The organism is Gilliamella sp. ESL0254, assembly GCF_013344985.1.
GTDB lineage: Bacteria > Pseudomonadota > Gammaproteobacteria > Enterobacterales > Orbaceae > Gilliamella > Gilliamella bombicola.
This window is the reverse complement of the sequence record NZ_JAAEDU010000001.1, coordinates 1,050,700-1,074,878: the sequence shown is the minus strand read 5'-3', so window position 1 is coordinate 1,074,878 and position 24,179 is coordinate 1,050,700. Positions and strand designations below refer to the sequence as shown.

The 24,179-nt window shown below is 35.4% G+C and carries 25 protein-coding genes and 1 riboswitch; of the genes, 16 read left to right on the top strand and 9 right to left on the bottom strand.

Annotated elements, in window-relative coordinates:
- Positions 1-56: 56 nt before the first annotated feature.
- From rpoZ to uvrD, 10 genes are all read left to right on the top strand, one after another.
- Positions 57-347, top strand: coding sequence for a DNA-directed RNA polymerase subunit omega (gene rpoZ / locus GYX25_RS04995; protein ID WP_091345929.1), 291 nt, complete (start codon positions 57-59; stop codon positions 345-347).
- Between the two features lie 23 nt (positions 348-370).
- Complete coding sequence (gene spoT / locus GYX25_RS04990; protein WP_091345927.1) at positions 371-2,479, top strand: bifunctional GTP diphosphokinase/guanosine-3',5'-bis pyrophosphate 3'-pyrophosphohydrolase; 2,109 nt, start codon at positions 371-373, stop codon at positions 2,477-2,479.
- Positions 2,480-2,484: 5 nt separating this feature from the next.
- Positions 2,485-4,578, top strand: a complete 2,094-nt coding sequence (gene recG, locus GYX25_RS04985; protein WP_174786860.1) for an ATP-dependent DNA helicase RecG — start codon at positions 2,485-2,487, stop codon at positions 4,576-4,578.
- Positions 4,579-4,831: 253 nt separating this feature from the next.
- Positions 4,832-4,999 carry an LPS translocon maturation chaperone LptM gene (gene lptM / locus GYX25_RS04980; RefSeq protein WP_091345922.1) on the top strand — a complete coding sequence of 56 codons (168 nt, stop codon included), beginning with the start codon at positions 4,832-4,834 and terminating at the stop codon, positions 4,997-4,999.
- Positions 5,000-5,011: 12 nt separating this feature from the next.
- Positions 5,012-6,265 (top strand): diaminopimelate decarboxylase, encoded by a 1,254-nt coding sequence (gene lysA, locus GYX25_RS04975; RefSeq protein WP_174786859.1) that lies wholly within the window; start codon positions 5,012-5,014, stop codon positions 6,263-6,265.
- 126 nt (positions 6,266-6,391) lie between these two features.
- On the top strand, positions 6,392-7,216 hold the full coding sequence (gene dapF / locus GYX25_RS04970; protein WP_091345918.1) for a diaminopimelate epimerase: 825 nt from the start codon (positions 6,392-6,394) through the stop codon (positions 7,214-7,216).
- A gap of 169 nt (positions 7,217-7,385) precedes the next feature.
- Positions 7,386-8,120 carry a DUF484 family protein gene (locus tag GYX25_RS04965; RefSeq protein ID WP_174786858.1) on the top strand — a complete coding sequence of 245 codons (735 nt, stop codon included), beginning with the start codon at positions 7,386-7,388 and terminating at the stop codon, positions 8,118-8,120.
- A gap of 9 nt (positions 8,121-8,129) precedes the next feature.
- Entirely contained in the window at positions 8,130-9,050 is a 921-nt protein-coding gene (xerC, locus tag GYX25_RS04960; RefSeq protein ID WP_091345912.1) for a tyrosine recombinase XerC, read from the top strand.
- Positions 9,051-9,767: a 5-amino-6-(5-phospho-D-ribitylamino)uracil phosphatase YigB gene (gene yigB / locus GYX25_RS04955; protein ID WP_174786857.1), complete on the top strand. Its 717-nt coding sequence runs from the start codon at positions 9,051-9,053 to the stop codon at positions 9,765-9,767. It abuts the gene before it with no gap.
- Positions 9,768-9,989: 222 nt separating this feature from the next.
- The gene (uvrD, locus tag GYX25_RS04950) at positions 9,990-12,188 is read left to right on the top strand and encodes a DNA helicase II (RefSeq protein WP_174787036.1); all 2,199 of its coding nucleotides are present in this window, start codon (positions 9,990-9,992) and stop codon (positions 12,186-12,188) included.
- An 80-nt stretch (positions 12,189-12,268) separates the two neighbouring features.
- Here uvrD and cyaY read toward each other — a convergent pair whose 3' ends face one another.
- The 6 genes from cyaY to GYX25_RS04920 all read right to left on the bottom strand — a co-directional run bounded on the left by cyaY (position 12,269) and on the right by GYX25_RS04920 (position 15,583).
- Complete coding sequence (gene cyaY / locus GYX25_RS04945; protein WP_174786856.1) at positions 12,269-12,580, bottom strand: iron donor protein CyaY; 312 nt, start codon at positions 12,578-12,580, stop codon at positions 12,269-12,271.
- Positions 12,581-12,683: 103 nt separating this feature from the next.
- A complete protein-coding gene (locus GYX25_RS04940; RefSeq protein ID WP_091345906.1) occupies positions 12,684-13,193 on the bottom strand; it encodes a surface-adhesin E family protein in 510 nt (169 codons plus the stop codon).
- A complete protein-coding gene (locus GYX25_RS04935) occupies positions 13,194-13,997 on the bottom strand; it encodes a hypothetical protein (RefSeq protein ID WP_174786855.1) in 804 nt (267 codons plus the stop codon).
- A gap of 79 nt (positions 13,998-14,076) precedes the next feature.
- Positions 14,077-14,712 (bottom strand): thiamine diphosphokinase, encoded by a 636-nt coding sequence (locus GYX25_RS04930; protein WP_174786854.1) that lies wholly within the window; start codon positions 14,710-14,712, stop codon positions 14,077-14,079.
- A gap of 33 nt (positions 14,713-14,745) precedes the next feature.
- A complete protein-coding gene (gene rimI, locus GYX25_RS04925) occupies positions 14,746-15,207 on the bottom strand; it encodes a ribosomal protein S18-alanine N-acetyltransferase (RefSeq protein ID WP_091345900.1) in 462 nt (153 codons plus the stop codon).
- Positions 15,176-15,583: a DNA polymerase III subunit psi gene (locus tag GYX25_RS04920; RefSeq protein ID WP_091345899.1), complete on the bottom strand. Its 408-nt coding sequence runs from the start codon at positions 15,581-15,583 to the stop codon at positions 15,176-15,178. Before GYX25_RS04920 ends, rimI begins: the two co-directional genes overlap by 32 nt.
- 88 nt (positions 15,584-15,671) lie before the next feature.
- On the opposite strand from GYX25_RS04920, the gene rsmC reads away from it, so the two are divergent.
- Positions 15,672-16,712, top strand: a complete 1,041-nt coding sequence (gene rsmC, locus GYX25_RS04915; RefSeq protein WP_174786853.1) for a 16S rRNA (guanine(1207)-N(2))-methyltransferase RsmC — start codon at positions 15,672-15,674, stop codon at positions 16,710-16,712.
- 149 nt (positions 16,713-16,861) lie between these two features.
- Here the strand turns inward: rsmC and GYX25_RS04910 are convergent, their stop codons facing one another.
- The 3 genes from GYX25_RS04910 to yihI all read right to left on the bottom strand — a co-directional run bounded on the left by GYX25_RS04910 (position 16,862) and on the right by yihI (position 20,029).
- Positions 16,862-17,662 (bottom strand): hypothetical protein, encoded by an 801-nt coding sequence (locus GYX25_RS04910; protein WP_174786852.1) that lies wholly within the window; start codon positions 17,660-17,662, stop codon positions 16,862-16,864.
- A 180-nt stretch (positions 17,663-17,842) separates the two neighbouring features.
- Positions 17,843-19,213 (bottom strand): oxygen-independent coproporphyrinogen III oxidase, encoded by a 1,371-nt coding sequence (hemN, locus tag GYX25_RS04905; protein ID WP_091345894.1) that lies wholly within the window; start codon positions 19,211-19,213, stop codon positions 17,843-17,845.
- Between the two features lie 324 nt (positions 19,214-19,537).
- Positions 19,538-20,029, bottom strand: a complete 492-nt coding sequence (yihI, locus tag GYX25_RS04900) for a Der GTPase-activating protein YihI (RefSeq protein ID WP_091345890.1) — start codon at positions 20,027-20,029, stop codon at positions 19,538-19,540.
- A 170-nt stretch (positions 20,030-20,199) separates the two neighbouring features.
- Between yihI and coaA the strand changes: the two genes are divergently transcribed.
- From coaA to GYX25_RS04875, 5 genes are all read left to right on the top strand, one after another.
- On the top strand, positions 20,200-21,135 hold the full coding sequence (gene coaA, locus GYX25_RS04895) for a type I pantothenate kinase (protein WP_091346594.1): 936 nt from the start codon (positions 20,200-20,202) through the stop codon (positions 21,133-21,135).
- A 21-nt stretch (positions 21,136-21,156) separates the two neighbouring features.
- The gene (locus GYX25_RS04890; protein ID WP_091345888.1) at positions 21,157-21,585 is read left to right on the top strand and encodes a DUF1090 domain-containing protein; all 429 of its coding nucleotides are present in this window, start codon (positions 21,157-21,159) and stop codon (positions 21,583-21,585) included.
- 156 nt (positions 21,586-21,741) lie between these two features.
- Positions 21,742-21,786: riboswitch (PreQ1 riboswitch) on the top strand.
- 2 nt (positions 21,787-21,788) lie between these two features.
- Entirely contained in the window at positions 21,789-22,262 is a 474-nt protein-coding gene (queF, locus tag GYX25_RS04885) for a preQ(1) synthase (RefSeq protein WP_085246647.1), read from the top strand.
- A 29-nt stretch (positions 22,263-22,291) separates the two neighbouring features.
- Positions 22,292-22,948: a 7-cyano-7-deazaguanine synthase QueC gene (gene queC / locus GYX25_RS04880; RefSeq protein WP_091345886.1), complete on the top strand. Its 657-nt coding sequence runs from the start codon at positions 22,292-22,294 to the stop codon at positions 22,946-22,948.
- Positions 22,949-22,994: 46 nt separating this feature from the next.
- Entirely contained in the window at positions 22,995-23,675 is a 681-nt protein-coding gene (locus GYX25_RS04875) for a 7-cyano-7-deazaguanine/7-aminomethyl-7-deazaguanine transporter (RefSeq protein WP_091345884.1), read from the top strand.
- Positions 23,676-24,179: the final 504 nt, after the last annotated feature.

The following is a 24,179-nucleotide window of genomic DNA, read 5'->3' as shown; positions in this document are numbered from 1 at the left end:
GTAGAATACTAGATCTTTCAAATGAAGCATTTTAGTAAACAATTTTAGAGGTAAAAATGGCACGTGTAACTGTTCAAGATGCAGTAGAAAAAATTGGTAATCGCTTTGATCTCGTTATTGTAGCAGCAAGACGCGCTCGTCAACTACAAGTTGAAAATAAATCACCACTGGTTCCGGAAGAAAACGACAAAGAAACGGTTGTTGCTTTGCGTGAAATTGAAGAAGGTCTTGTAAATAAGCAAATTCTTGATGTTGCCGATTTCCAAGCACGCCAAGATGAAGAAGCAGAAGTGCGTGCAACGCTTCATGAGTCGATTCTTCTCGAAAATACGCCATCGTACGAATAAGTTTAGCTTGACAGGAATTGCTTATGCAATATTTTGATAGCTTAAAAGAGCTTGTAGCATCTTATCTTCCTCCTAAACAAGTCGAATTGATACAAGATGCTTATCTTTTTGCTAAAAATGCTCATGAAGGGCAATTCCGATGTAGTGGTGAACCTTATATCACTCACCCTGTTGCAGTGGCAACAAATTTAGCTGAAATGCGGCTTGATTATGAAACCATTATTGCCGCACTTTTACATGACACTATTGAAGATACTCCAGTCACTTTTCAAGATATTACAAACAAATTTGGTAATCATGTCGCCGTTTTAGTAGAAGGTGTCTCTAAACTTGATAAATTAAAATTCCGTAACAGACAAGAGGCACAAGCCGAAAATTTTCGAAAAATGGTGCTCGCCATGACCGAAGATGTGCGCGTTATTTTAATTAAACTTGCCGATCGTACTCATAATATGCGCACATTGGAGGCTTTAAGGCCTGACAAACGCCGCCGCATTGCTAAAGAAACTCTCGAAATTTATGCTCCTTTGGCTCATCGTTTAGGTATTCATCATATTAAAACTGAACTTGAGATTTTGGGCTTTACAGCAATGCATCCTAATCGCGCTAAAGTGATTGAAAAAGTGGTTAAAACAGCGCGTAATACCCGAAAAGAGCTTATTCAACAGATTTTGTCTGAAATAAAACAGCGATTACTCGATGCTTATATTGATGCAAAAGTGACAGGTATTGAAAAAAATATTTATGTGATTTATCAAAAGATGAAACTGCGCGAGCAGCAGTTTCATTCCATTATGGATATTTACACTTTTAGAATTGTGGTTAAAGATGTGGATGCCTGCTATCGTGCGCTTGGGCTGGTACATAATTTATATAAACCACGGCTTAATCGCTTTAAAGACTATATAGCAATTCCTAAAGCGAATGGTTACCAGTCGTTACATTCATCGTTAATTGGTCCACACGGAACCCCCGTTGAAGTGCAAATTCGTACAGAAGATATGGATCAAATGGCCGAAATGGGCGTTGCTGCGCATTGGGTATATAACGAAACTGACGAATTAAACAATACTACAACGCAAATTAAAGCACAGCGTTGGATGCAAAGCCTGCTAGAACTACAACAAAGTGTAGGGAACTCTTTTGAATTTATCGAAAACGTAAAATCAGACTTATTTCCTAAAGAGATTTACGTTTTTACTCCTAAAGGCCGTATTGTTCAGTTACCTGAAGGGGCGACTGCGGTTGATCTTGCTTATGCGGTTCATTCAGATATTGGTTATCAATGTATTGGCGCGATTGTTGATCGTAAACCTTATCCACTATCACAGCCATTAAGCAGTGGGCAGACGGTCGAAATTATTACCTCACCAGAAGGGCGACCTAATGCCAATTGGCTGAATTTTGTAGTGAGTGCTAAAGCAAAGTTGCGTATTCGTCATGCGCTAAAAACACTTAAACGTGAAGATGCCATTGAACTAGGCCGACGTTTACTTAATCTTTCGTTAGTTAAATCTGGCGGTATTAGTGGGCTATCATCGAGTCAAAAAGCTCGAGCGGTTGAATTAGCACAATTACCCACTTTTGATGACGTCTTAGCCGAAATAGGGCTAGGCAATATTATGAGTCATTTTATTGCTAAAGGTTTAGAACATAAATCGCTGTTACAAAGTAAATCAGAGCAAAATAAAACACTTGTTATCACTGGTAGCGAAGGCGTTTTGGTGACATTTTCTAAGTGCTGTCATCCTATTCCCAATGATCCTATTGTTGGGCATGTTAGCCCTGAAAAGGGATTGACAGTGCATCATGAATCTTGTCGCAATATTACTGGTTATCAAAATAACCCAGAAAAATACATCTCGCTCAAATGGGCACCAGATATTTCTCAACGCTTTGTTGCTGAAATTTGGGTCGATATTTTAAATACTCAAGGTTCTTTAGCTCATATTCTTTCGATTATTAATGATGACAATACTCATTTGCAATGGCTAAATACTGAAGAAAAAGATAGGCAAATTTATACTGTTATCTTACAGATAGAAGTAAACAATACTCAACAACTTAATGAATTAATTCGTAAAATATCACTTCAACCTGATGTAGTAAGTGTTATACGAAATATAAATTAGTCATTATGATAAATCGTTTTCTAGACCATTTGCCATTAATAAAATTAATGGGGATTGGTGCAAGTTTAGAAAAAAAATTCAATACATTAGGTATTTATACCGCCAAAGATCTGCTATTGCATTTCCCTTTACGCTATGAAGATCGCACTTCGTCTTGTGCTATTGGTGATGCCGTTATCGGTGAATTTACGACAATCGAAGGTGTGATTGTCAAAAGCGAAGTGACATTTAGCCGTCGGAAAATGCTCGTTTGCTATGTTCAAGACCATTCAGGCATTGCTTTATTACGATTTATGCATTTTACTGCGGGTATGAAAGCTTCGTTAATAAAAGGAAAATGGGTCAGTGCTTATGGTGAAATAAAACGCGGAAAAAACCACCTTGAAATTATTCATCCTCAATTTAAACTTAAAACCAATCGGGATGATAAAAATACCACTTTAAATGATGATCAAGAAAAATATACGCCTATTTATTCAACCACCTATGGATTATCTCAAACAGTGATTCGACGGTCGATTATGACGGCATTATTGTTTTTGAAAAATAATCCTCCAGACGAAATTTTACCACCACAACTAGCTTGTCATTTTTTGTCAGCATTAGATTGTTTAAATACTATTCATAACCCACCGATTGATACCCAAATAGCGCAGTTAGAATCGGGAGAACACCCTGCGATTAAACGATTTATCTTTGAAGAATTGCTTGCGTATCATTTGAGTATGTTGATGATAAAAAAACATAACCAAAACCAGCAATCGCATCAATTTTTTCCAAATCAACGCTTGATTAAACCGTTTTTATCATCATTGCCCTTTACCCCAACTCGTGCTCAACAACGAGTTGTGCAAGATATTTATCAAGATATGACCAAACCTGTGCCGATGATGCGATTAGTTCAAGGTGATGTGGGCTCTGGCAAAACATTAGTTGCTGCATTAGCGGCATTAAATGCGATTGAAAACGGTAACCAAGTGGTGTTAATGGCGCCGACTGAAATATTAGCAGAACAGCATTATCACAATTTTAAACAATGGTTTGATCCACTAGGTATTTCTGTTGATTGGCTATCAGGGAGTTTAACAGCCAAAAATAAGCGACAGCGTTATGAGCGTATTTTAAATGGTGAAATTACCATGTTAATTGGAACGCATGCGGTATTTGTCGATAAAGTGCAATTTAATTCATTAGGTTTGGTTATTATTGATGAACAGCATCGTTTTGGTGTTAATCAGCGCTTAAGTCTTTGGGAAAAAGGCATTAAAGATCATCTTTATCCACATCAATTAATTATGACCGCAACGCCTATTCCCAGAACATTAGCCATGACAGTTTATGCCGATCTCGATGTTTCAGTTATTGATGAACTACCACCGGGACGAACGCCGATTACCACAGTTGTTATACCTAATACTCGCCGTGATGAGATCATTGAACGTGTAAATCAGGCTTGTTTAGATAATCGTCAAGTATATTGGGTATGTACTTTGGTTGAAGAGTCCGAAACGCTTGATGCGCAAGCGGCTGAAATGTTGGTTGCTGAATTACAAGCGCGTTTACCTCATTTAAGCATTGCGTTAGTGCATGGCAAAATGAAATCTGATTTAAAACAATCCGTCATGCAAGACTTTAAAGCCGGAAAAATTCAATTGCTTGTTGCCACAACGGTCATTGAGGTCGGTGTTGATGTACCTAACGCTAGTTTAATGATTATCGAAAATGCAGAACGATTAGGTTTGGCCCAATTGCATCAGTTGCGTGGACGAGTCGGACGTGGTTCGGCGGTGTCTCATTGTGTGTTGATGTATCAAGCACCTTTAAGCAAAATTGCCCAAGCACGTATGAAGGTAATGCGTGAAAGTAATGATGGTTTTGTTATTGCTCAAAAAGATCTTGAACTTCGAGGTGGTGGTGAAATTTTAGGAACACGGCAAATGGGAATGGCTAATTTTAAAGTGGTTGATCTGATTCGCGACCAGCATTTGATTAGCGAAGTACAGCAAGCCTCTTATGATATCCAAAAAAACTACCCACAAAGCGCAGTGCAATTAGTTGATTGCTGGCTACCAAATCGTGAAAAATATATTAATGCGTAATCTTTAATGTGTTGATTTTAAATTATATTTTTAAATTATTATCAATCCAACTCATTGCTATAAAACAGTTAATTACTCAATTGTTTATTACTTGGTAAATTGATGTATGGCTTTAATCTTAAATTTTTAACTTTATAAGTTTACCCATTTTTATATCTGTTTGGTTAGCCATGATTATTTGCGCTTTGCACTGCAATGGCTATCGTGTAATATAGATAGCATCATAAAAAATGAAAAGAATTGCGAAGGTTGTATGAAATTAACTATAAAATCACTCTCTATCTTTTTCGTTACTTTGGCATTGGTGGGATGTGGATTAAAGGGCCCACTTTATCATCCAGTTGAAAAGGCACAAACGCAACAAATCCAACTAACAAAAACTGCCTCAATTCAATCCGATATATTGATTAAAATTGCATAATGGAATAAAGCGATGGATTTTTTAAATTATCAACATGATCATTTATTTGCAAATCAAATAGCGATAGCCGATCTTGCAAAGCAGTATGGTACCCCGTTATATGTTTATTCGGCTGATCACATAAGTAAACAGTTTTTAGCCTATGAACAAGCTTTGATCAATAATAAGCATTTAGTCTGTTATGCGGTTAAAGCTAATAGTAATTTAGCTGTTTTAAGTTTACTGGCAAAACTGGGGGCTGGTTTTGATATTGTTTCACAAGGCGAGTTAGAACGAGTATTAAAAGCGGGTGCTGATCCTAAAAAAATCGTCTTTTCTGGTGTTGCTAAATCAGTCGTTGAAATTGGACGTGCGCTCGAAGTCGGTATTAAATGCTTTAATGTTGAGTCTGAAGCTGAATTGTATCGAATTAATGAAGTTGCCAAACGATTAAATAAAACTGCACCGATTTCATTAAGAATCAATCCTGATGTAGATGCTAAAACACATCCTTATATTTCAACAGGTTTACGCGAAAATAAATTTGGGATTAGCTACGAGTTAGCTTTAGATGTTTACCGAAAGGCACGATCATTAGCCAATATTAATATTGTTGGTATTGATTGTCATATTGGTTCACAATTAACTCAATTATCGCCATTTCTTGATGCTGCCGATCGTATTCTTGCCTTAGTAGATAAATTGCAATCAGATAACATTATTATTGAACATATCGATTTAGGCGGCGGTTTAGGTGTTTGCTATGATAGTGAACAACCTCCGACAGCATCGCAACTTGTGACTGAGTTGAAAAATAAATTAATTAATTATCCCGATATTGAAATTTTGTTTGAGCCAGGACGATCTATTGTTGCTAATTCAGGTGTGTTAATTACTAAAGTAGAATATACCAAACACCAAGATGATAACCATTTTGCGATTGTTGATGCGGGGATGAATGACTTGATCCGTCCAGCACTTTACGATGCTTGGATGAATATATTGCCCGAAAAACACCCACAAGCTGGCGATGAATCTTTTGTATACAATGTCGTTGGGCCAATATGTGAATCAAGCGATGTATTGGCTTATCAGCGCAAGCTTTCGGTTAAGCAGGATGATTTATTGGTCATTTGTAGTGCTGGAGCTTATGGCTTTAGTATGGCATCAAATTACAATAGCCATCCAAGACCTGCTGAAGTGATGCTTATTGATGAACAACAGCATAAATTAATCCGTGAGCGTGAATCTTTCGAAGATTTATGGCGCGGTGAAGTGGTTTTATAATCTGGATAAATTGTATTGCTTAATGATAATCACATTTCAGATTTAAGTGGATGCTGTTTAACATTTAAAGCTAGAAACAAAAAAGAAAATAAATAATAACCTGTTACAGTAGAAGGTAAACTAACGATGAACTTTTCAAAAATGCATGGACTCGGAAATGATTTTATGGTTATTGATGCAGTGACGCAAAATGTTCATCTCTCGACTGAAATGATTAAACGAATGGCAGATAGGTATACAGGCGTTGGATTTGATCAGCTCCTTATAGTAGAACCGCCTTATGTGCCAGAGAGTGATTTCCATTATCGTATTTTTAATTCCGATGGTTCTGAGGTTGAGCAATGTGGTAATGGAGCGCGTTGTTTTGCGCGTTTTGTTCGTTTAAAAGGATTGAGTCGAAAACGCGTATTAAAAGTCAGCACCATGAAAGGTAATATTGTTTTAACCGTCAATGACGATGATACAGTACGTGTGAATATGGGTGTGCCTATTTTTGAACCGAATAAAATTCCTTTCAAGGCTATTAAAGAAGAAAAAACCTATATCATTCGAGCTCAAGAACAGACTGTATTATGTGGTGTTGCATCTATGGGCAATCCTCACTGTGTGATTCAAGTTGATAATATTGTAACGGCAGAAGTTGCAACGCTTGGTCCACTATTAGAACAACATGAACGTTTTCCTGAACGCGCCAATATTGGGTTTATGCATATTATTGATCGCAATAATATTAACTTACGAGTATTTGAACGCGGAGTTGGCGAAACACAAGCTTGTGGTACAGGTGCCTGTGCAGCTGTTGCAGTTGGTATCAATCAAGGGTTATTAAATCAAAGTGTTAATGTTAATTTGCCTGGAGGTAAATTATTGATTGAATGGAAAGGTGGCAATCAACCACTTTATATGACAGGGCCGGCTACACATGTGTATGATGGTTTTATTGCGACTTAACTTTAATATCATCACCAATAAATGTTAGCATTTGTTAATAAAAAATGACAAGGCAAAAATCGTTCAGGAAAGATGTTGATTTTATTAAAGTTTTTATTTGTGTCTTCAACGCATTAAACAAAGCCCAAAAGTAGCAGAAACATAACACAATAATACAGTAGACGTTAATATGGTTGGTAAAAATACACGAAACTTAAGAGCAAAAAAAGCTCGACAACAGTGTTCATCAGTAAAATTAAATGACGAAATTGTGAGTCAATATCTTATTGATAATCCTGATTTTTTTATACGAAATGCACGGTATGTTGAGAGTATGCGAGTACCTCATCCTGTGCGAGGGATTATTTCATTACCTGAATGGAACATGGCCCGTCAGCGCAACAAAATTAATCAATTAGAATGCGAGATTTCATTATTGATGGAACATGCCAGTGCTAACGAGCTGTTGTTTAGCCAACTGATGGATCTGCAAATTGAATTGATTAAAGCTCAGGATCTAAGCGAATTAATTGTATTATTAAACACGTGGGCAAAATCGTTAGGGCTTAGCGGTGCCTATTTATATCTTTTTGACGATAAATGGCTACTTAAGGCACCGTCAAATTATCTTCACTTAGCTTTAAATTCATCACAATTTGATTTTATTCGTGTTAGACATTTACAGTATAGCCAACAATATTTAGGCACACTAAATTCAACTGAACTTGATTTTTTATTACCTGAACATGGCTATGTTGGATCGGTAGCTTTATCTTTATTAGGGCAATTTGGTGATTTGGGGCTGTTAATGTTTACTAGCGCTAATCCAGAACATTATCAAGCCGGACAAGGTACATTGTTACTTGAAAAAATGAGTGAAATTTTACCTATTTTAATTAGCCGATGGATTATGCGGAAAAGATAAGGAAATGTCATGGTTCAGCCTAATGAAAATAGTAATGCTACATTAACTTTGCCTGTTGATCAGTTTTTGAATTATTTAAAGTCAGAAAAACAGCTCAGTTTAAATACTCAAATAAATTATCGACGTCAGCTTTATGCGCTTATTTCATTGGCAAAAGAGGCTGAAATTTCAACGTGGCAAGATCTAGATTCGTCGGCTGTAAGGGTGTTAATTAGTCGCAGTAAACAAACAGGATTACAAGCAAGAAGCTTATCATTAAGGCTATCGGCTTTGCGTAGTTTTTGTGATTGGATGGTAAAAAATGAGCGCCTTACAGCTAACCCTGCTCGCGGAGTGTTAAATCCAAAATTAGGTCAGCATTTACCTAAAAATATTGATATTGACGAGATTAATAAGTTGCTTGATATCAATTATAACGATCCACTTTCAGTCCGTGATAGAGCAATGCTTGAAATCATGTATGGGTCAGGATTGCGCCTTTCTGAATTAGTTAGCCTTGATTGCCGGAAATTAAATCTTACCGATGGCGAAATTCGCGTAATGGGTAAGGGTAATAAAGAACGAAAACTGCCGTTAGGTCGAGAATCTATCAAATGGATTAAACATTGGCTGTCTATGAGAGATTGTCTTGTTCCACAAGACGATGCCTTGTTTATTTCAAAGTTAGGCAGAAGAATTTCACCACGTAATGTTGAAAAACGATTTGCACAGTGGGGCGTTAAACAAGGTTTAAGCAGTCATGTTCATCCTCATAAACTACGCCATTCATTTGCCACACATATGCTTGAATCAAGTCGAGATTTGCGTGCAGTCCAAGAGTTGCTAGGGCATGCTGATTTATCAACGACCCAAGTCTATACTCATTTGGATTTTTCACACCTATCAGAAGTTTATGATTCAGCGCATCCACGAGCAAAAAGAGGAAAATAAATGATGAACTTTTATCGATCTATTAATACGATTAAAGCATTGACTTTCGATCTTGATGATACGTTATATGATAACAGCATGATTGTTGAAAAAGCAGAAGAAGAAATGATCAAAACGCTTCAAGGTTATGAACAATTACGCACGCTAACAATATCGGAATATTTTGCTGAAAAGCACGCTGTGCTTGTGTCTGATCCTGAAATTTATCACGATGTGATTGTTTGGCGAATTCAAACTATCAAATCGTTGTTAAGTAAAACTAACATACCAGTGCAAAAATTTGCAGATGTAATTGATGAATCAATTGCTTGTTTTAATTTTTGGCGACATAAGATTCAAGTTCCAGAATCAACCCATATATTATTAAGCAAATTAGCCACCAAATACCCTTTGGCTGTGATCACTAATGGTAACGTTGATGTTAACCAAATTGGTCTGGGCGATTATTTCCAATTTTCACTACGTGGTGGTGAACACGGGCGTTCAAAACCCTTTCCTGAGATTTTTGAATTGGCCTGTCATAAACTGGCTATTCCATCGCACCATATCTTACATGTGGGCGATAATTTATTGACAGATGTTAATGGTGCCATCAATAACGGTTTTTTAGCTTGTTTCATTAATATTTATGAACGTGATATTTTACAGCTTGATGATGCAAGGTGTGTACCTCACATTGAAATAACTCAATTGCCAGAATTAGATAATCTGTTATAATTTTGCCTTTATCTGCATAAATAGACTGTAAATCCAAGTAAAGGTAAGTTAAGCTTTATTGAGTGTGCGGTATGTTGCGCTTGATGGCTTTGTTATTACCTTTATATTCTATTTGATCACGCTCAACAAAAACATCTCGGAATATGATGAAAATATTAACATTTTCAATATTAATGCTTGTTAGCATTTTTTATTATTAAAATAGGTTCAAATATAATGGAAATGAATAAATCATTATTAAAAGACCTGAATGCAGAACAACAAAATGCTGCCACCACTGATAATCAATACACCATTGTTCTTGCTGGTGCAGGAAGTGGTAAAACTCGGGTTTTAGTTCATCGGATTGCTTGGCTTTGTATTGAAAAGCAATATTCTTCCGGCTCAATTTTTGCGGTTACTTTTACCAATAAAGCCGCGGCTGAAATGCAAGAACGTATCCAAGCATTAGTTGGTGAAAGTTATTTTAATGGTATGTGGGTAGGTACCTTCCATGGGTTGACTCATCGGTTATTACGCATGTTTTCAGAGCAGGCTAAGCTGCCGCCTAATTTCCAACTGATTGATACCGAAGACCAAGTTCGGCTTATCAAGAGGATTTTTCGCGAACTCAAAATTGATGAAAAACAGTGGTCAGCTAAACAGTGTGCTGCTTTTATTTCTGCTCAAAAAGAAAAAGGGATTCGTGCAGAGGATATTGTTCCTGAAGATCCTAAACAAGTCATGTGGCAAACGATTTATCATGATTACCAAGTTATTTGTGATAAACTCGGTTATCTTGATTTTTCAGAATTAATTCTAAGAACCTATGAACTACTTTGTCGAGACGAAGAAGTCTTGAAGTATTGTCATCATCGTTTTTGTAATATTTTAATCGATGAATTTCAAGATACTAACAAGATTCAGTATCGTTTGTTACAAAAATTAACTGGCAATACTGCGAATGTGATGATTGTCGGTGATGATGATCAATCTATCTATAGTTGGCGTGGTGCCAATGCGGATAATCTTCAATTATTTATCAATGATTATCCTGAAACTGAAATTATTCGATTAGAGCAAAATTATCGTTCAACGAGTAATATTTTAGACGCTGCAAATAAGTTAATAGCGCAAAATACCAAGCGATTGGGTAAAAACTTATGGACAGAAAGTGGCGATGGCGAACAGATTTTGCTTTATGTTGGTTACAACGATGTTGATGAAGCAAGGTTTGTTGCCAATCAAATAAAAAAACGCCATCAAGAAGGTGACAATTACTCAAGTTGCGCTATTTTGTACCGAAGCAATATGCAATCACGTATACTTGAAGATACATTATTACAAGCGGGACTACCTTACCAAATTTATGGCTCTATTCGTTTTTATGAACGACAAGAAGTAAAATTAGCGCTTGCCTATTTACGCCTATTACATGATCACAATAATGATATGGCGTTTGAAGCAGCAATTAATACTCCAACACGCGGTATTGGTAGTATCACGCTAGATAGAGTTAGAACTGTAGCCAAGCAACATGGTATTTCATTGTGGGATGCCTGTTTAACGCTAATCCAAACCAATGCATTGAGCGAAAGACAATGTCTAGGTTTGAGTCGCTTTTTGGACTTGATGGAATTTATTTTTGATAAAGTAGAATCACAACCAATTTACAAGCAACTTGATCTTATTATTAAATTATCGGGCATATTACAGATGTACGAGCAAGAACCCGGTATAAAAGGGCAATCAAGGTTAGAAAATCTTGAAGAGTTGGTATCAGCTGCAGAACAGTTTTACCATTCTGCTGAAAATACCGTTATTGAAGATAGTAAGACGGGTAAACCATTAACTGTTTTAGAGTCTTTTTTAGCTTACACTTCACTAGAAAGCCGAGATTTAGTTAATGAACAAGATTCCGTGCAATTGATGACCCTACATTCAGCTAAAGGGCTTGAGTTCGATAATGTGTTTATCGTTGGATTAGAAGATGGCATATTCCCAGACCAGCGTTCAGCACAAGATGTCGAAAAACTGGAAGAAGAAAGGCGTCTTGCATATGTCGGTATCACTCGAGCTCGTAAACGCCTAACACTGTCATTAGCAGAGATAAGGCGCTTATATGGTCGTGAAGAGCGTAATTTGCCTTCACGGTTTTTATCCGAATTACCGGTGGATGCATTAAACCAGATCAGCCATCGAGGTGCTATCAAATCGTCTGATCGAAACGAATATCGTGACTATAAAAAAGCTTATCCTAAAAAGGCTCGCCAAATTGATGATGGTTATAAGTTAGGTCGTAAAGTGTTACATAATCGTTTTGGTGAAGGAACCATTGTTTGTATCGATGGTGAAGGTGAGCATAAGCGAGCACAAATAGCTTTTGTCAATGAAGGGGTTAAATGGCTGGTGGTTAAATTAGCAAATCTTACTTTATTATAGCTTTTATTTGTTTAGTTTGTATCATGATGTAATTAAAACGGGAATTAATGGTTAAATTAATTCCCGTTTTTTTGTTTGTGCTATTGGGCTGATTGCTCTACTACTGATTCAGAAAAAATTAGGTCAAATGATTCGTTAGTTCGATTGCAGATCCAATTATCATTAACATAGTCAAAATGATAACCTTGTTTTCGTGTGGCTAGCCAAACCTGCAAAAGTGGCTCTTGAGTATTAACAATGATTTTACTACCATTGGGAAAACTAATAGTAATAACGTTACCATTGGTTTCATAGTCTAAATCAATGTCATGCTCATCAGCATAATCATCCAAAAACAGTTCGATTTTATTAAATAACTGATCAGCAAGCGTATGGAATTGTGTGATATTCATAAAGGTATCATCATGCAAATAAATAATAGTGCGATAGTAGCATAAATGGATATACTCTGCCACAGCAAGGTGGCAAGAGTAAAATAGGGGGTGGATCTAATAATTATTTATTAGCAAGCGGTAAAGAACAAGCAATAACAAATAACTTATATTGTTCGTTGTCTTGAGTTATCGCTACCCAGCGGTTTGGTATTTCAATGGTGTTAACTAATTCGCCATCACCAAAGTTATTTTTGATTGTTCTTAGTTTACCTTTTGCTAACTCCATTTTGTCACAATTGGCATAATAATCAATTTTGATGGAATTATATGGTGTTTCAGTACCATCATCATTTTTTTGTACTAATTCAGGACTGTAATTAGTTACTTCACTAAATACACGAATTCGTTCATTGAAAGGATGCAGCTTGATTGATTGTCTATCTAAAAATGAATAACCAATGATATTATCTTCGGTAGATTTAGAGGTAGGAATAAATTGCTTACCTACTCTAGGATCCTTCAAACTTTCGGCTGCTGTATTTGTTTTAGCTTCGGTGTCGGCTTTTTCTTCAACTGCATGAGCAAATGTTACAAAAGAAAAGAGAATTAAGAATAAACTGAGCTTTTTCATTTAAATATTATCTCCATCTTTTGACGTTGTTTCTGTCGTATTAGTTTGTGGTTGAGATTGTTGTTGCTGTAACTTTTCTTTTTCTGCTTCTTCTTTTTGCTTCTTCTCTTTATATGCTTTAATGCGTTCTTGTTGTTCAGCTTCTTGTTTTTCGATGATTGTTTTTAGATCCGGACGGGCTTCAATAAGGATTTCTTTTTTTAAATCACCTTGGATAGAGCAAAAAACACTACTTTGCTTATCGGTAATGTCTTCTAAATAAAGTGCTTTATTAATGGTACCAAATCTTGGTGCAACACCATCAATGGCATAAAGGTCATCTTGCCATTCGGTTAATTTTGCGTTGAGATCATAAATTTTAGCATTTGCGATATAAACATTGGTGTTGTATGGCAACCAATTAATATTATTTAAAGCGTTTTTAATTTCGTCTTCTTTATTATCAAAAATAAATCCCCAGTACAAATATTGACCAGATAAAGTGGTGGGAATATAGATGCTTTGATAGCCAGTAATTTTTAAACCTCGATACTCCAATGGTTTTTTAAATAGAACTTTGTTTTTATCGTTCTCATGAATAGATTCAACAGGGATATAAGTTACATTATCGGGTGTGGTTGCCAAATCAACGTATTGATTTATTGATTCTTGATGTTTGGCAAGTTGTTCGTAAAACTGATTATCACATTGAAAAAACGTATCGATTACGTTATCTGTTTCGCTTTGTGCATCACTCATTTGTGCAAAAGACATACAGGAAACAAATGAGGCACAAACAAAAACAGAAATTTTTTTTAAAAGCATGGCGAATATCCTTTGACCAGTAATTATGCTTATTATTTTGGTTAACCATTGTAAAGTAATGTAAATGTTGATGTCAATATTAATTAACATTATGTAAATTTTCAATAAAAACCATTAGGTGTCCCTCCTTAAAAGATATTTGAACTAAATTGTTGATCGCTTTATTTCGTAAACTAACCTGTCCACCTAACGATAGCGTCTGGTCAATCAAAGGGTACTGAAAGCCAGTGATGGTTAATCCAATTACTTTGGAAAGTGGCATTAGCGAAATAATATGATCTTTTACATTGGTAATTTTTTGATCATACTTAGCAAAAAAGAAATAGCAATAGTTATCATAAAATGTGATTTGATATTGACGATAATATTGCATTGCGACAGAAATATTTCCTAAAAAGTGATCGCTAGCACGACCACAAGCACCATAAACATCAAATTTTGTCACCCCTTTACTAGCTAAAAATAAAATAGCTTTTTCAAAATCAGTCTTATTTTGGTCGGGCGTGTGAATAATTTGGGTGTTAGGTGGAATTGTTTTGTTAGTATGATAACTGTCTAAATCTCCAATAATAAAATCAGGCTCAATTGTTAATGCCGACAGATAATTATGGTAAGCGCCATCAGTGCAAGCAATGTAGCTATAATTATCTAAATGGTAAACGGTGTGGTGTGGTGGTTCACCGTTAACAAAAAGTAAGGCACTATTTTTCGACATTACACTTTTCCTTTTGCTTATCTTATTGGTTTATCATAAAGCTAATGTATAAGCCATTATGATTGCATCTTCTTGTTTACCATCGGCTGTTGGGTAATAGTTTTTACGAACAGTTATTTGGTTAAACCCCAGAGTTTGGTATAGCTTGATTGCAGGGCTATTTGATTGTCTCACTTCAAGCCAAAGCGTCGAAATCGGACAAGGCGATTTTATAGTTATTAACGTGTCTATCAAATGATTGAGCAAAGCCTTTGCTAGTCCCTGTTTTCTAAAATCGGGATGTATTGCAATATTAAATAAATTGGCTTCATCGGCGACTTGTTGGCAGATACAAAATCCTGCTATTTGGTTATCAATCGTTATTTTAAAATTTAAGTAACGATCACCTTGGTTTGAAAAGAATGTCTGTTTTGACCAGGGGATTGTATGACAGATCTGTTCTAATTCAAAGGCTTTTGTTAAATCATGTTCGGTCAGGGTGGAAATAGTTTTCATATTGACATAATTGTTGCCACAATAGGCGTTTTTGTTGTGGTGTTTTGGCAAGCTGATCTAAGCTAGCGGTTTGAATGGTTAATGGATTTTGCCAAGACTCTTCGGGCTTAACATCAATAAACCAAATCACAGTCTTAATATCATTTGCTGGTACAATGAGTTGGGATGGTGTTAATACTAACACCTGATCTTGAGTAAGGCTAATCGCATTTAATATATCTAAATAGATTTTTTGGGTAGGTTGCTGCTTGGCAACGACAATTAAACGGATCTTATCACTGATATGGGGTGCGATTTCGCCTTTAAAGACATTCGTGTTACGCAAAACATATTGCGTTATATTGCACTGTTTTAGGTACCAATCTTGTTGTGTCATTATTGACTTACTGTTTTTTATTAGAGATTAAAGATAGTTAATTGTATAATCAACGCATCAAATTATAAAGGTTTTTCATTGAGGAAATATGGCAACATCTGCTTTTACTCCAGCAAGTCAAGTGCTTGAACGTCATCAAACATTTTTTAACGATAAAAATGTGATTATAGCTGGTGATATTCAAGATAGCTATCCGGCTATTATGTCGGCAAATCAAGTTAAGATTCATTGCACACAATTTCATACTTATTTGCGTTTAAAAAATAGTGCCCGTGGCAAGAATACTTATTTTTCATTATTGCCAGAAGCAGAACTCTATGCCGGTATGGATACGCTAATTTACTATTGGCCAAAAACAAAAAGCGAAGCGCAGTTTCAACTCTCTTATTTATTGCATAATATGCCAAAAGGCAGTGATATTTTTATCATTGGTGAAAATAGAACAGGTGTAAAAAGCGTGGAAGCGTTATTGAGTGATTTTGGTACAATTCAAAAAATCGACAGTGCAAGGCGTTGTGGTTTATACCACTTTCAGGCGGATAGCCGTTTAGCCTTTAATCTTGATGAGTGGTGGTTAAGTTATCATTTAACTATTGAAAATCAGAATATTGAAATCAAAAGTTTACCCGGTGTGTTTAGCCAAAAAGGGTTAGATGCTGGCAGTGAATTACTCTTAAATGCATTAATGGATCGTACTGATATTATTAAAGGTAATGTATTAGATGTGGGATGTGGTTCTGGCATCTTATCCACGGTGCTAGGTAAATTATACCCTGATATTGCACTAACGTTATCCGATGTAAGCAGTGCAGCAATTGAATCAAGTAAAGCAACATTAAACAGTAACAACGTGAATGCAACCGTTGTGGCGAGTGATGTTTTTTCTAATCTGAATGATAAATATCATTTAATTGTTTCTAATCCACCTTTTCATGATGGCAAAGAGACAAATTACACAGCCGTTAATGCACTAATTAAAGAGGCGAAAAAACACCTAAAATTAAATGGTTATTTGTGCATTGTGGCAAATTCATTTTTACCGTATCAAACCATTTTAGATGAAACATTTAAAAGCGTTGAAGTGATTGCCCAAACGACAAAATTTAAGGTTTATCTAGCAAGTCATTAATAAGCGCAGTTTATTTATTTTATTTAAAAAATAATAAGTTGCAATACATATCACAAGTTTAAAAAAATAGGGCGATGTTATCGCCCTATTTATAAAATTTAAATATTTAAGCTTAAACTGATTTCACTATTATTGATATCATATCTCAATTAAGAGAGAGCTTCTTTTAATGCCTGCATTTCATTATAGGTAAAATCACAGCGCGTAAATTCTTGATCAAGAAGAATAGGAACAGAGTTGCTTTCTCCGACTACGGCCAACACATTACATTTATTTCTAATCCTATCACCTATAATGATTGGTCCACCGTTTGAGCTTTTATTAAAATTGGCTGCATATTTAGCATTTATTCCTTGTGCATTGTTTGCACGATATAAAGCTGTTATTGTTTTACCATAAGAAACTAATTTAACTGGCACAATAACAGGTGTTAATTTTTGCCCGTTAATTTCCTTGATAACTTTTGTCATTTTATGTGTTCTTAAAAAACATCCTAAACTCATCCATGCAACCAACAACAAAGCAATAATAAGACCAGTTGTAGCCACAAATACAGTTCGCATATTCTCAATAGCTAAGTCGATTGTTACGAGTGATGGATCATCGGCAGAAGCTATAGTTACAACTTGATAATTTCCTTTTTTCCCTCCAATGAAAGTATAATCACGCTTAATAACTTGTCCTGTATCAGTGGTAATTTTCACTGAACAGTTATCAATCGAACGTTTTGCACGACATGTTCCTTCTACATCATAGTTAACCACAACTGGATTCCGTGATATTCTATAATCATCAATTAATCCAGGATAATTTCTTATGCCAAGAAATATAGCTAACACAAAGAGAATTATTGCCGCAAGTAATCTTCTTATTTGATGAAATGAGCCTTCTTGCTTTAGTTTCATAACTTTTAAAGGGCGAGTTGGAAATACTTCTACTAATTTATTCATCGATCCCATTTTATAAATATACTCCTTATTAAAATAAAAATTTCATGTCTAAAGGCTAAAATTTTGAATTTAAAAGCTAATTTATTATTTTTTTTATTAAATTCGATTAAATTTTATCATAATATTTATTTTGTAGGAATCACTAGCGTTGTTTACAGTAATTTGGAAAACGACTTCAGATTAAATAACCCTAGAAAACTGCTGTTGCCTAGCCATTTTTCGCATATAAATATCAAAGCACATACAAATATTGCGTATCAGTAAATGCCCTTTAGGTTGAACTTTAATTATCTTGTCATTTACTGTAACTAACCCATCTTGTTGCAATGGAGCGAGTAGTTTTAAGTCCTCAGCAAAATAGTTATCGAACTGGATATGAAATTGTTCTTCTATTGCTTTTTTATCTAAATAAAAGTGGCAAATGAGTTGCTTGATTACATCACGACGAATAATATCATCACGATTTAAGGTGAATCCTTTCCATAATCCATGACCTTTTTGTTCAACTTGCGTTTGATAAGATCTAAGATCTTTTTGGTTTTGCGCATAACTATCACCTAACATACTAATGGCTGACACACCCAGCCCAAGTAAATCTGCATCTCCTTGCGTTGTGTAACCCTGAAAATTACGGTGCAATTGATTCTCTTGTTGGGCAATTGCTAATTCATCAGTAGGTTTGGCAAAATGATCCATGCCGATAAATTGATATCCTGCTTCGGTTAGTTTTTGAATACTTGTGTATAAAATCTGTAATTTTTGATTAGCATTAGGTAAATCTGCATCTTTAATTTTACGCTGTGCTGCAAAACGGCTAGGCAAGTGGGCATAATTAAATACACTTAAACGATCGGGCGAAATATCAATCACTTTATTGAGCGTTTCGGTAAAACTAGTAACTGTTTGTTTCGGTAAGCCATAAATGAGATCTAAACTAATTGAGTCAAAATTATTTTTGCGAGCTTGATTAATAAGAGAACGTATTAATGTTTCATCTTGCTCGCGATTAATTAGATTTTGAATTTCATGATTAAAATCTTGAATTCCCATGCTTAATCGATTAAACCCAACGTGAGCTAAATGATCAATAGTTTGTGGGGTAATTTCTCGCGGATCGATTTCGATCGAAAGTTCAGCGTTATCGGCAAAATTGAAATGCTTTTTTAGCGAAGTTATTAGTCGAGTGATTTCATCATTAGTTAAAAAAGTTGGCGTACCGCCACCCCAGTGCATTTGGGTTACTGTGCGATTGTTAAACAATTTGGCACGTTTGGCAATTTCAATATCTAAAATATCTAAATATTTGGTGACTTTTTGCGTTTGGCGAGTAATAAGCTTATTACAACCACAAAAATAACAAAGTTTATGGCAAAACGGAATATGCACATAAAGCGATAATGACTTTGTTGGGTAACGTGCTGCTGCCGATAAAAAATCCTGCTCATTAAAGTTTTCATTAAATTCAAGTGCAGTAGGGTAAGAGGTATATCTTGGACCAGAATAGTTATATTTTTCAATTAACGCCTGATCCCATAATTGCATATTAGTCATGCTGTTGCTTCCGTTTAGAGCTATGTTTAATGTTGTTATTTTTGTGAATTTTTAATTGTTGTTTTTGTTGGTTTCTAATTTTTGTTTTAATTTTGATTCGATTGGTTTTATTTAAATATAACAATGTGCAGACTAATAACCCAAAATATAAACTTAACATAATTAATATTGGCATTATGATTCGCTCGCTTTTAAGTTATCAACGGATTGTATAAAAAATAATAGTTTCTAATTTTAAATTATGAGCAGAAATTAAATGACTAGGATCTTATTTCTGCTTGCATTGAGAAGATACTAATAAGTACTAATGACAGTTATCCCTTATTAGTTTCGTTTTAATAAACTAACAATATCTTCTTTCTTTTCTTCTTCATCTTCAAAATCATCATCAGTATAACCGAGCTCTTGCATTAACTCATCAATACGATTTAATTTGCTATCAAGATAAGTTTGTTGATCTTTAGTGAGTTTGGCATTTTGCTCTACTAAATCCAGTAACATATCTAGTTTTGGGTCGTTCTCTAATTGTTCTAATTCTTGTTGTGGCGATAAAACTGTTTTAGCCGGTTTCGGTTGTTTAACCGGTTTTATTGCATTGCTAGCACTTTCAACAACTAATGAAATCGGTTTTTTACTGCCAATGCGTGGATCTTTGCTTTTGTTTGTCGAATTTTTATTTTTGTTATCATCTTGATTATTAAAGCGAGAGCCACTTGGTAAGCCTTTGTGCTTACGTTTGCGCTTTAGCTCACGAGACTCTTCATTAATCTCTTGACGGCTTTTTTTAGTTTTTTGTTTCGATTTATTCTTTAACATACAATCTCTGTTTAATATTAGGGTTAATCATTTAACCAGCGTATTTTATCAGTAAGTCTTAAATATAGCTATGATGAAGCAGTCATGCTAATTTAAGATTGTAAAAAAAGAGATTTATGTATAATCTGGGCCCAATAAATTTGTCAGATCGAATTAGAGAACAAAATAAAATGAAAAATCATTTGAGCCCTTATATGCAATTTAACCGTCAAGAATGGGCAAGTTTGCGTAACGCAGTACCGATGACGTTAACCCCTGACGAGTTAACTTCTTTACAAGGCATTAATGAAGACTTATCTATGGATGAAGTCAGTGACATCTATTTACCTTTATCAAGATTACTTAATTATTATATTAGTAACAGCTTTAGCCGGCAGGCGGTACTGTCTAAGTTTTTAGGCAAAAGTCACAAAATCCCTTATATCATTGGTATTGCCGGTAGCGTTGCAGTAGGCAAAAGCACAACTGCACGGGTATTGCAGGCATTGTTAACGCGTTGGCCAGAGCATCGTAAAGTAGCGTTAGTGACAACCGATGGGTTTTTATACCCCAATAAATGCCTTGAAGAGCGTGGGATAATGAACAAAAAAGGCTTTCCACAATCATATGATATTAAAAAACTGATCAATTTTGTTGCGGATATAAAATCAGGACAAGCTAACGTTAAAGCACCGGTGTATTCTCATCTGGTTTATGATATTGTCGAAGGTGAAGAAATGGTGATTGATAGCCCAGATATTTTGATTCTTGAAGGATTAAATGTACTACAAAGCACCTTGAATTATCCGCAAGCAAATAACCGTGTTTTTGTCTCTGATTATGTCGATTTCTCGATTTATGTGGATGCCGAGGTTTCGTTATTACATGATTGGTATGTGAACCGCTTTTTAAAATTTAGAGCCGGTGCATTTAGTGACCCCAACTCTTACTTTAACCACTACTCAAAACTGCCAGAACAAGAGGCTGTCAACATTGCTAATCGCCTTTGGCGTGAAATTAATGAGTTAAATTTGGTTGAAAACATCTTACCTACAAGAGAAAGGGCGAGTTTAATCCTGACTAAAGGTAAAAATCACAAAGTTGATTTGGTTCAATTAAGAAAATAGGGTAAAAGGGGGGAAATTGATATGAAATCAGTAATTCTAGTCATGACTAAAGTAACCATTATTACTTTGGCGAGTTTATTTTCGCTTGGTGCTTATGCTTCAGAACATTCTGAAGGATTAACGTGTGAAAGCAAAAAACAAACTATTGAAACACAGATTGATTATGCCAAAAAAAATAATAATTCTCACCAAGTTCAAGGGCTTGAAAAGGCATTACATGATGTCAATAATTATTGTTCAAATGATAAATTAGAAGAAAAATATAATAAAAAAATTCAAGAAAAGACAGATAAAGTTGTCGAAAGAACCCAAGAATTGAATCAGGCAAAAACAAAAGGTAATGAGCACAAAATTGCCAAACAACAAGCCAAATTAGCCGATGCCGAAAAAGAACTCAATGAAGCTAAAGCTGAATTAGCTAAATTTTATCAAGAATTAAAATTAAGATAAGCAGTAACAGATAGATTATTTACCCACTTTGCTTGCTTTTCCACCGTGTTTTTATCATTAACACTATCAATGGTTATTGTTGATGGTGCTAGTTTGATATTTTGTATTTTTTACCACACTAGACTTTTTTATTTAAAAAGAGTATGGTGTGCGGCTTGTTACGTGGTTCGTAAACCTCCCACGCTAAAAAACTAAGGAACATCATGAATAAAATTACACTACTAGGCGATCAGTCTGTTCGCTATCCTACAACCTATTGTCCTGAAATACTCGAAACGTTCGATAATAAACATCCGAATAACGACTATTTTGTTAAATTTAATTGCCCAGAGTTCACTAGCCTTTGCCCTATCACTGGTCAGCCTGATTTTGCGACGATTTATATTTCGTACGTACCCAATATCAAAATGGTCGAAAGTAAATCGCTAAAACTCTACCTATTTAGCTTTCGTAATCATGGTGATTATCACGAAGATTGCATTAATATCATCATGAAAGATCTGATTAAATTAATGGATCCTAAATATATTGAAGTTTGGGGCAAATTTACACCACGCGGTGGCATTTCGATTGATCCTTACGCCAACTATGGCAAATCAGGTACTCATTGGCAACAAGTTGCGGCTAATCGATTAGCTAATCACGATATGTATCCAGAAAAAGTGGATAATCGCTAATTTATAATCCATCCAAACAGGAACTTTTAATGCAGACTCGTAAAGCACTCGTTATATTTTCTGGCGGGCAAGACTCAACTACCTGCTTACTGCAAGCCATTGCCGATTATGGACGTGAAAACGTTCAGGCAATCAGCTTTCATTATGGTCAACGTCATGCAATTGAGCTTGAAAAAGCCAAATGGATCGCCAAAGATTTAGGTATAAAGCAAACTGTCATTGATACATCAGTTATCAAACAAACCACAAATAATGCGCTCATCGACGACTCACAAGAAATTCAAGCGGCTCAAGATGGCGATTATCCTAATACGTTTGTGGATGGGCGTAACATGCTCTTTTTACTTTTAGCTGGCTGCCATGCCAAACAGCAGGGCATTGCTGACATTATTATTGGTGTTTGTGAAACCGACTTTAGCGGCTATCCAGATTGTCGTGATATCTTTATTAAATCAATGAATGTATCGATGAATTTAGCCATGGACTATGCGTTTAATCTTATTACACCACTGATGTATTTAACCAAAGCACAAACGTGGGAAATGGCCGATAAACTGGGTTATCTTGATTATGTCCAACAACATACCCACACCTGTTATTACGGGGTTGATGGGGGATGTGGCAAGTGTCCTAGTTGTTTGCTGCGCGATAAGGGCTTGCAAGAATATATGGCCAGGGCTAGATAGATTTATTAATAACTGGGTTCTCTCACCCCATTAAAAAGGAAAAAAGATGTACTTACAGAATCATTTCGAATCGATAGAAAAAAACTTTACCCGTGGGCAACAGCAAAAAGCGCTTTACTGGTTGGCTTTTTTTCATATTTTAGTTATTGCTTCAAGCAATTATTTAGTCCAAATCCCATTTGATATTTTTGGTTTTCACACCACATGGGGGGCTTTCACTTTTCCATTTATCTTTTTAACCACCGATTTAACCATTCGAATTTATGGTGCAAGTTTGGCAAGAAAGATCATTTTTGTGGTGATGATCCCCGCATTGCTATTTTCATACCTTATTTCGGTGCTATTTTTTGAGACACATTGGGTTGGCTTTTCGGCATTGACCGAATTTAATAGCTTTGTATTTCGAATAGCGCTAGCCAGTTTTGCTGCTTATCTAGTTGGGCAATTGATGGATATCACTGTTTTTAACTATTTAAGAAAAAATAAATCATGGTGGGTGGCACCAACTGCATCAGCAATCTTTGGTAATGGTATTGATACTATTGTCTTTTTTGCTATCGCATTTTATCAAAGTAGCGATGAATTTATGGCAAATCATTGGACCGAAATTTCGTTAATGGACTATAGTTTTAAAATTCTAATTTGTGGGCTATTCTTTTTGCCACTTTACGGAATGATTTTAAATTTTATCCTAAAAAAATTAGTCTCAGCGCCTAAAAATAATTGATTATTAAACTCTAAAATTTATTGTCTCACCTTAACAAACATAAAGCTCATTATTATTTTGGTGAGTTTTATGTTTAATACTAAAAAATCACTCTTTATAATCAATTGTTTTTTAATGATCTATCTCAACTATTATTATAAAAAAACACACTAATATTTCACAACACTCAAAGGTCAAGATAGCCCTTTATCTGGTATCTGAATGCACCGAATCGGAAACACAAATTTGTCTGGAACAAATTTGAACATCTGAGCACAGCGAAGATGGCCTCGTAGAGGCGAGTATCAGGATGATACGAGTAGTGCCGCAGGCCACATTCTGCAGCCAAAGCGTGGGTTGTCAGGGAATTCGCTCTAATTCCCTTAGCTCGGACGTGGTCACTGTGGCTATTTTGTTCACTATAGGCCAAAACGTCCGAAACCTGCGCACTTAATTTATTCTATTCACCAACCCCAAAAAGGCCTGATTTTCCACTCAAAAATCGGTCAGAAAAGGTATTGATTT

Bases quoted from the DNA above. Each gene is read 5' to 3' on its own strand.
- rpoZ (WP_091345929.1), top strand. From the start codon at position 57: ATGGCACGTGTAACTGTTCAAGATGCAGTAGAAAAAATTGGTAATCGC.
- spoT (WP_091345927.1), top strand. From the start codon at position 371: ATGCAATATTTTGATAGCTTAAAAGAGCTTGTAGCATCTTATCTTCCT.
- recG (WP_174786860.1), top strand. From the start codon at position 2,485: ATGATAAATCGTTTTCTAGACCATTTGCCATTAATAAAATTAATGGGG.
- lptM (WP_091345922.1), top strand. From the start codon at position 4,832: ATGAAATTAACTATAAAATCACTCTCTATCTTTTTCGTTACTTTGGCA.
- lysA (WP_174786859.1), top strand. From the start codon at position 5,012: ATGGATTTTTTAAATTATCAACATGATCATTTATTTGCAAATCAAATA.
- dapF (WP_091345918.1), top strand. From the start codon at position 6,392: ATGAACTTTTCAAAAATGCATGGACTCGGAAATGATTTTATGGTTATT.
- GYX25_RS04965 (WP_174786858.1), top strand. From the start codon at position 7,386: ATGGTTGGTAAAAATACACGAAACTTAAGAGCAAAAAAAGCTCGACAA.
- xerC (WP_091345912.1), top strand. From the start codon at position 8,130: ATGGTTCAGCCTAATGAAAATAGTAATGCTACATTAACTTTGCCTGTT.
- yigB (WP_174786857.1), top strand. From the start codon at position 9,051: ATGATGAACTTTTATCGATCTATTAATACGATTAAAGCATTGACTTTC.
- uvrD (WP_174787036.1), top strand. From the start codon at position 9,990: ATGAATAAATCATTATTAAAAGACCTGAATGCAGAACAACAAAATGCT.
- cyaY (WP_174786856.1), bottom strand. From the start codon at position 12,580: ATGAATATCACACAATTCCATACGCTTGCTGATCAGTTATTTAATAAA.
- GYX25_RS04940 (WP_091345906.1), bottom strand. From the start codon at position 13,193: ATGAAAAAGCTCAGTTTATTCTTAATTCTCTTTTCTTTTGTAACATTT.
- GYX25_RS04935 (WP_174786855.1), bottom strand. From the start codon at position 13,997: ATGCTTTTAAAAAAAATTTCTGTTTTTGTTTGTGCCTCATTTGTTTCC.
- GYX25_RS04930 (WP_174786854.1), bottom strand. From the start codon at position 14,712: ATGTCGAAAAATAGTGCCTTACTTTTTGTTAACGGTGAACCACCACAC.
- rimI (WP_091345900.1), bottom strand. From the start codon at position 15,207: ATGAAAACTATTTCCACCCTGACCGAACATGATTTAACAAAAGCCTTT.
- GYX25_RS04920 (WP_091345899.1), bottom strand. From the start codon at position 15,583: ATGACACAACAAGATTGGTACCTAAAACAGTGCAATATAACGCAATAT.
- rsmC (WP_174786853.1), top strand. From the start codon at position 15,672: ATGGCAACATCTGCTTTTACTCCAGCAAGTCAAGTGCTTGAACGTCAT.
- GYX25_RS04910 (WP_174786852.1), bottom strand. From the start codon at position 17,662: ATGAATAAATTAGTAGAAGTATTTCCAACTCGCCCTTTAAAAGTTATG.
- hemN (WP_091345894.1), bottom strand. From the start codon at position 19,213: ATGACTAATATGCAATTATGGGATCAGGCGTTAATTGAAAAATATAAC.
- yihI (WP_091345890.1), bottom strand. From the start codon at position 20,029: ATGTTAAAGAATAAATCGAAACAAAAAACTAAAAAAAGCCGTCAAGAG.
- coaA (WP_091346594.1), top strand. From the start codon at position 20,200: ATGAAAAATCATTTGAGCCCTTATATGCAATTTAACCGTCAAGAATGG.
- GYX25_RS04890 (WP_091345888.1), top strand. From the start codon at position 21,157: ATGAAATCAGTAATTCTAGTCATGACTAAAGTAACCATTATTACTTTG.
- queF (WP_085246647.1), top strand. From the start codon at position 21,789: ATGAATAAAATTACACTACTAGGCGATCAGTCTGTTCGCTATCCTACA.
- queC (WP_091345886.1), top strand. From the start codon at position 22,292: ATGCAGACTCGTAAAGCACTCGTTATATTTTCTGGCGGGCAAGACTCA.
- GYX25_RS04875 (WP_091345884.1), top strand. From the start codon at position 22,995: ATGTACTTACAGAATCATTTCGAATCGATAGAAAAAAACTTTACCCGT.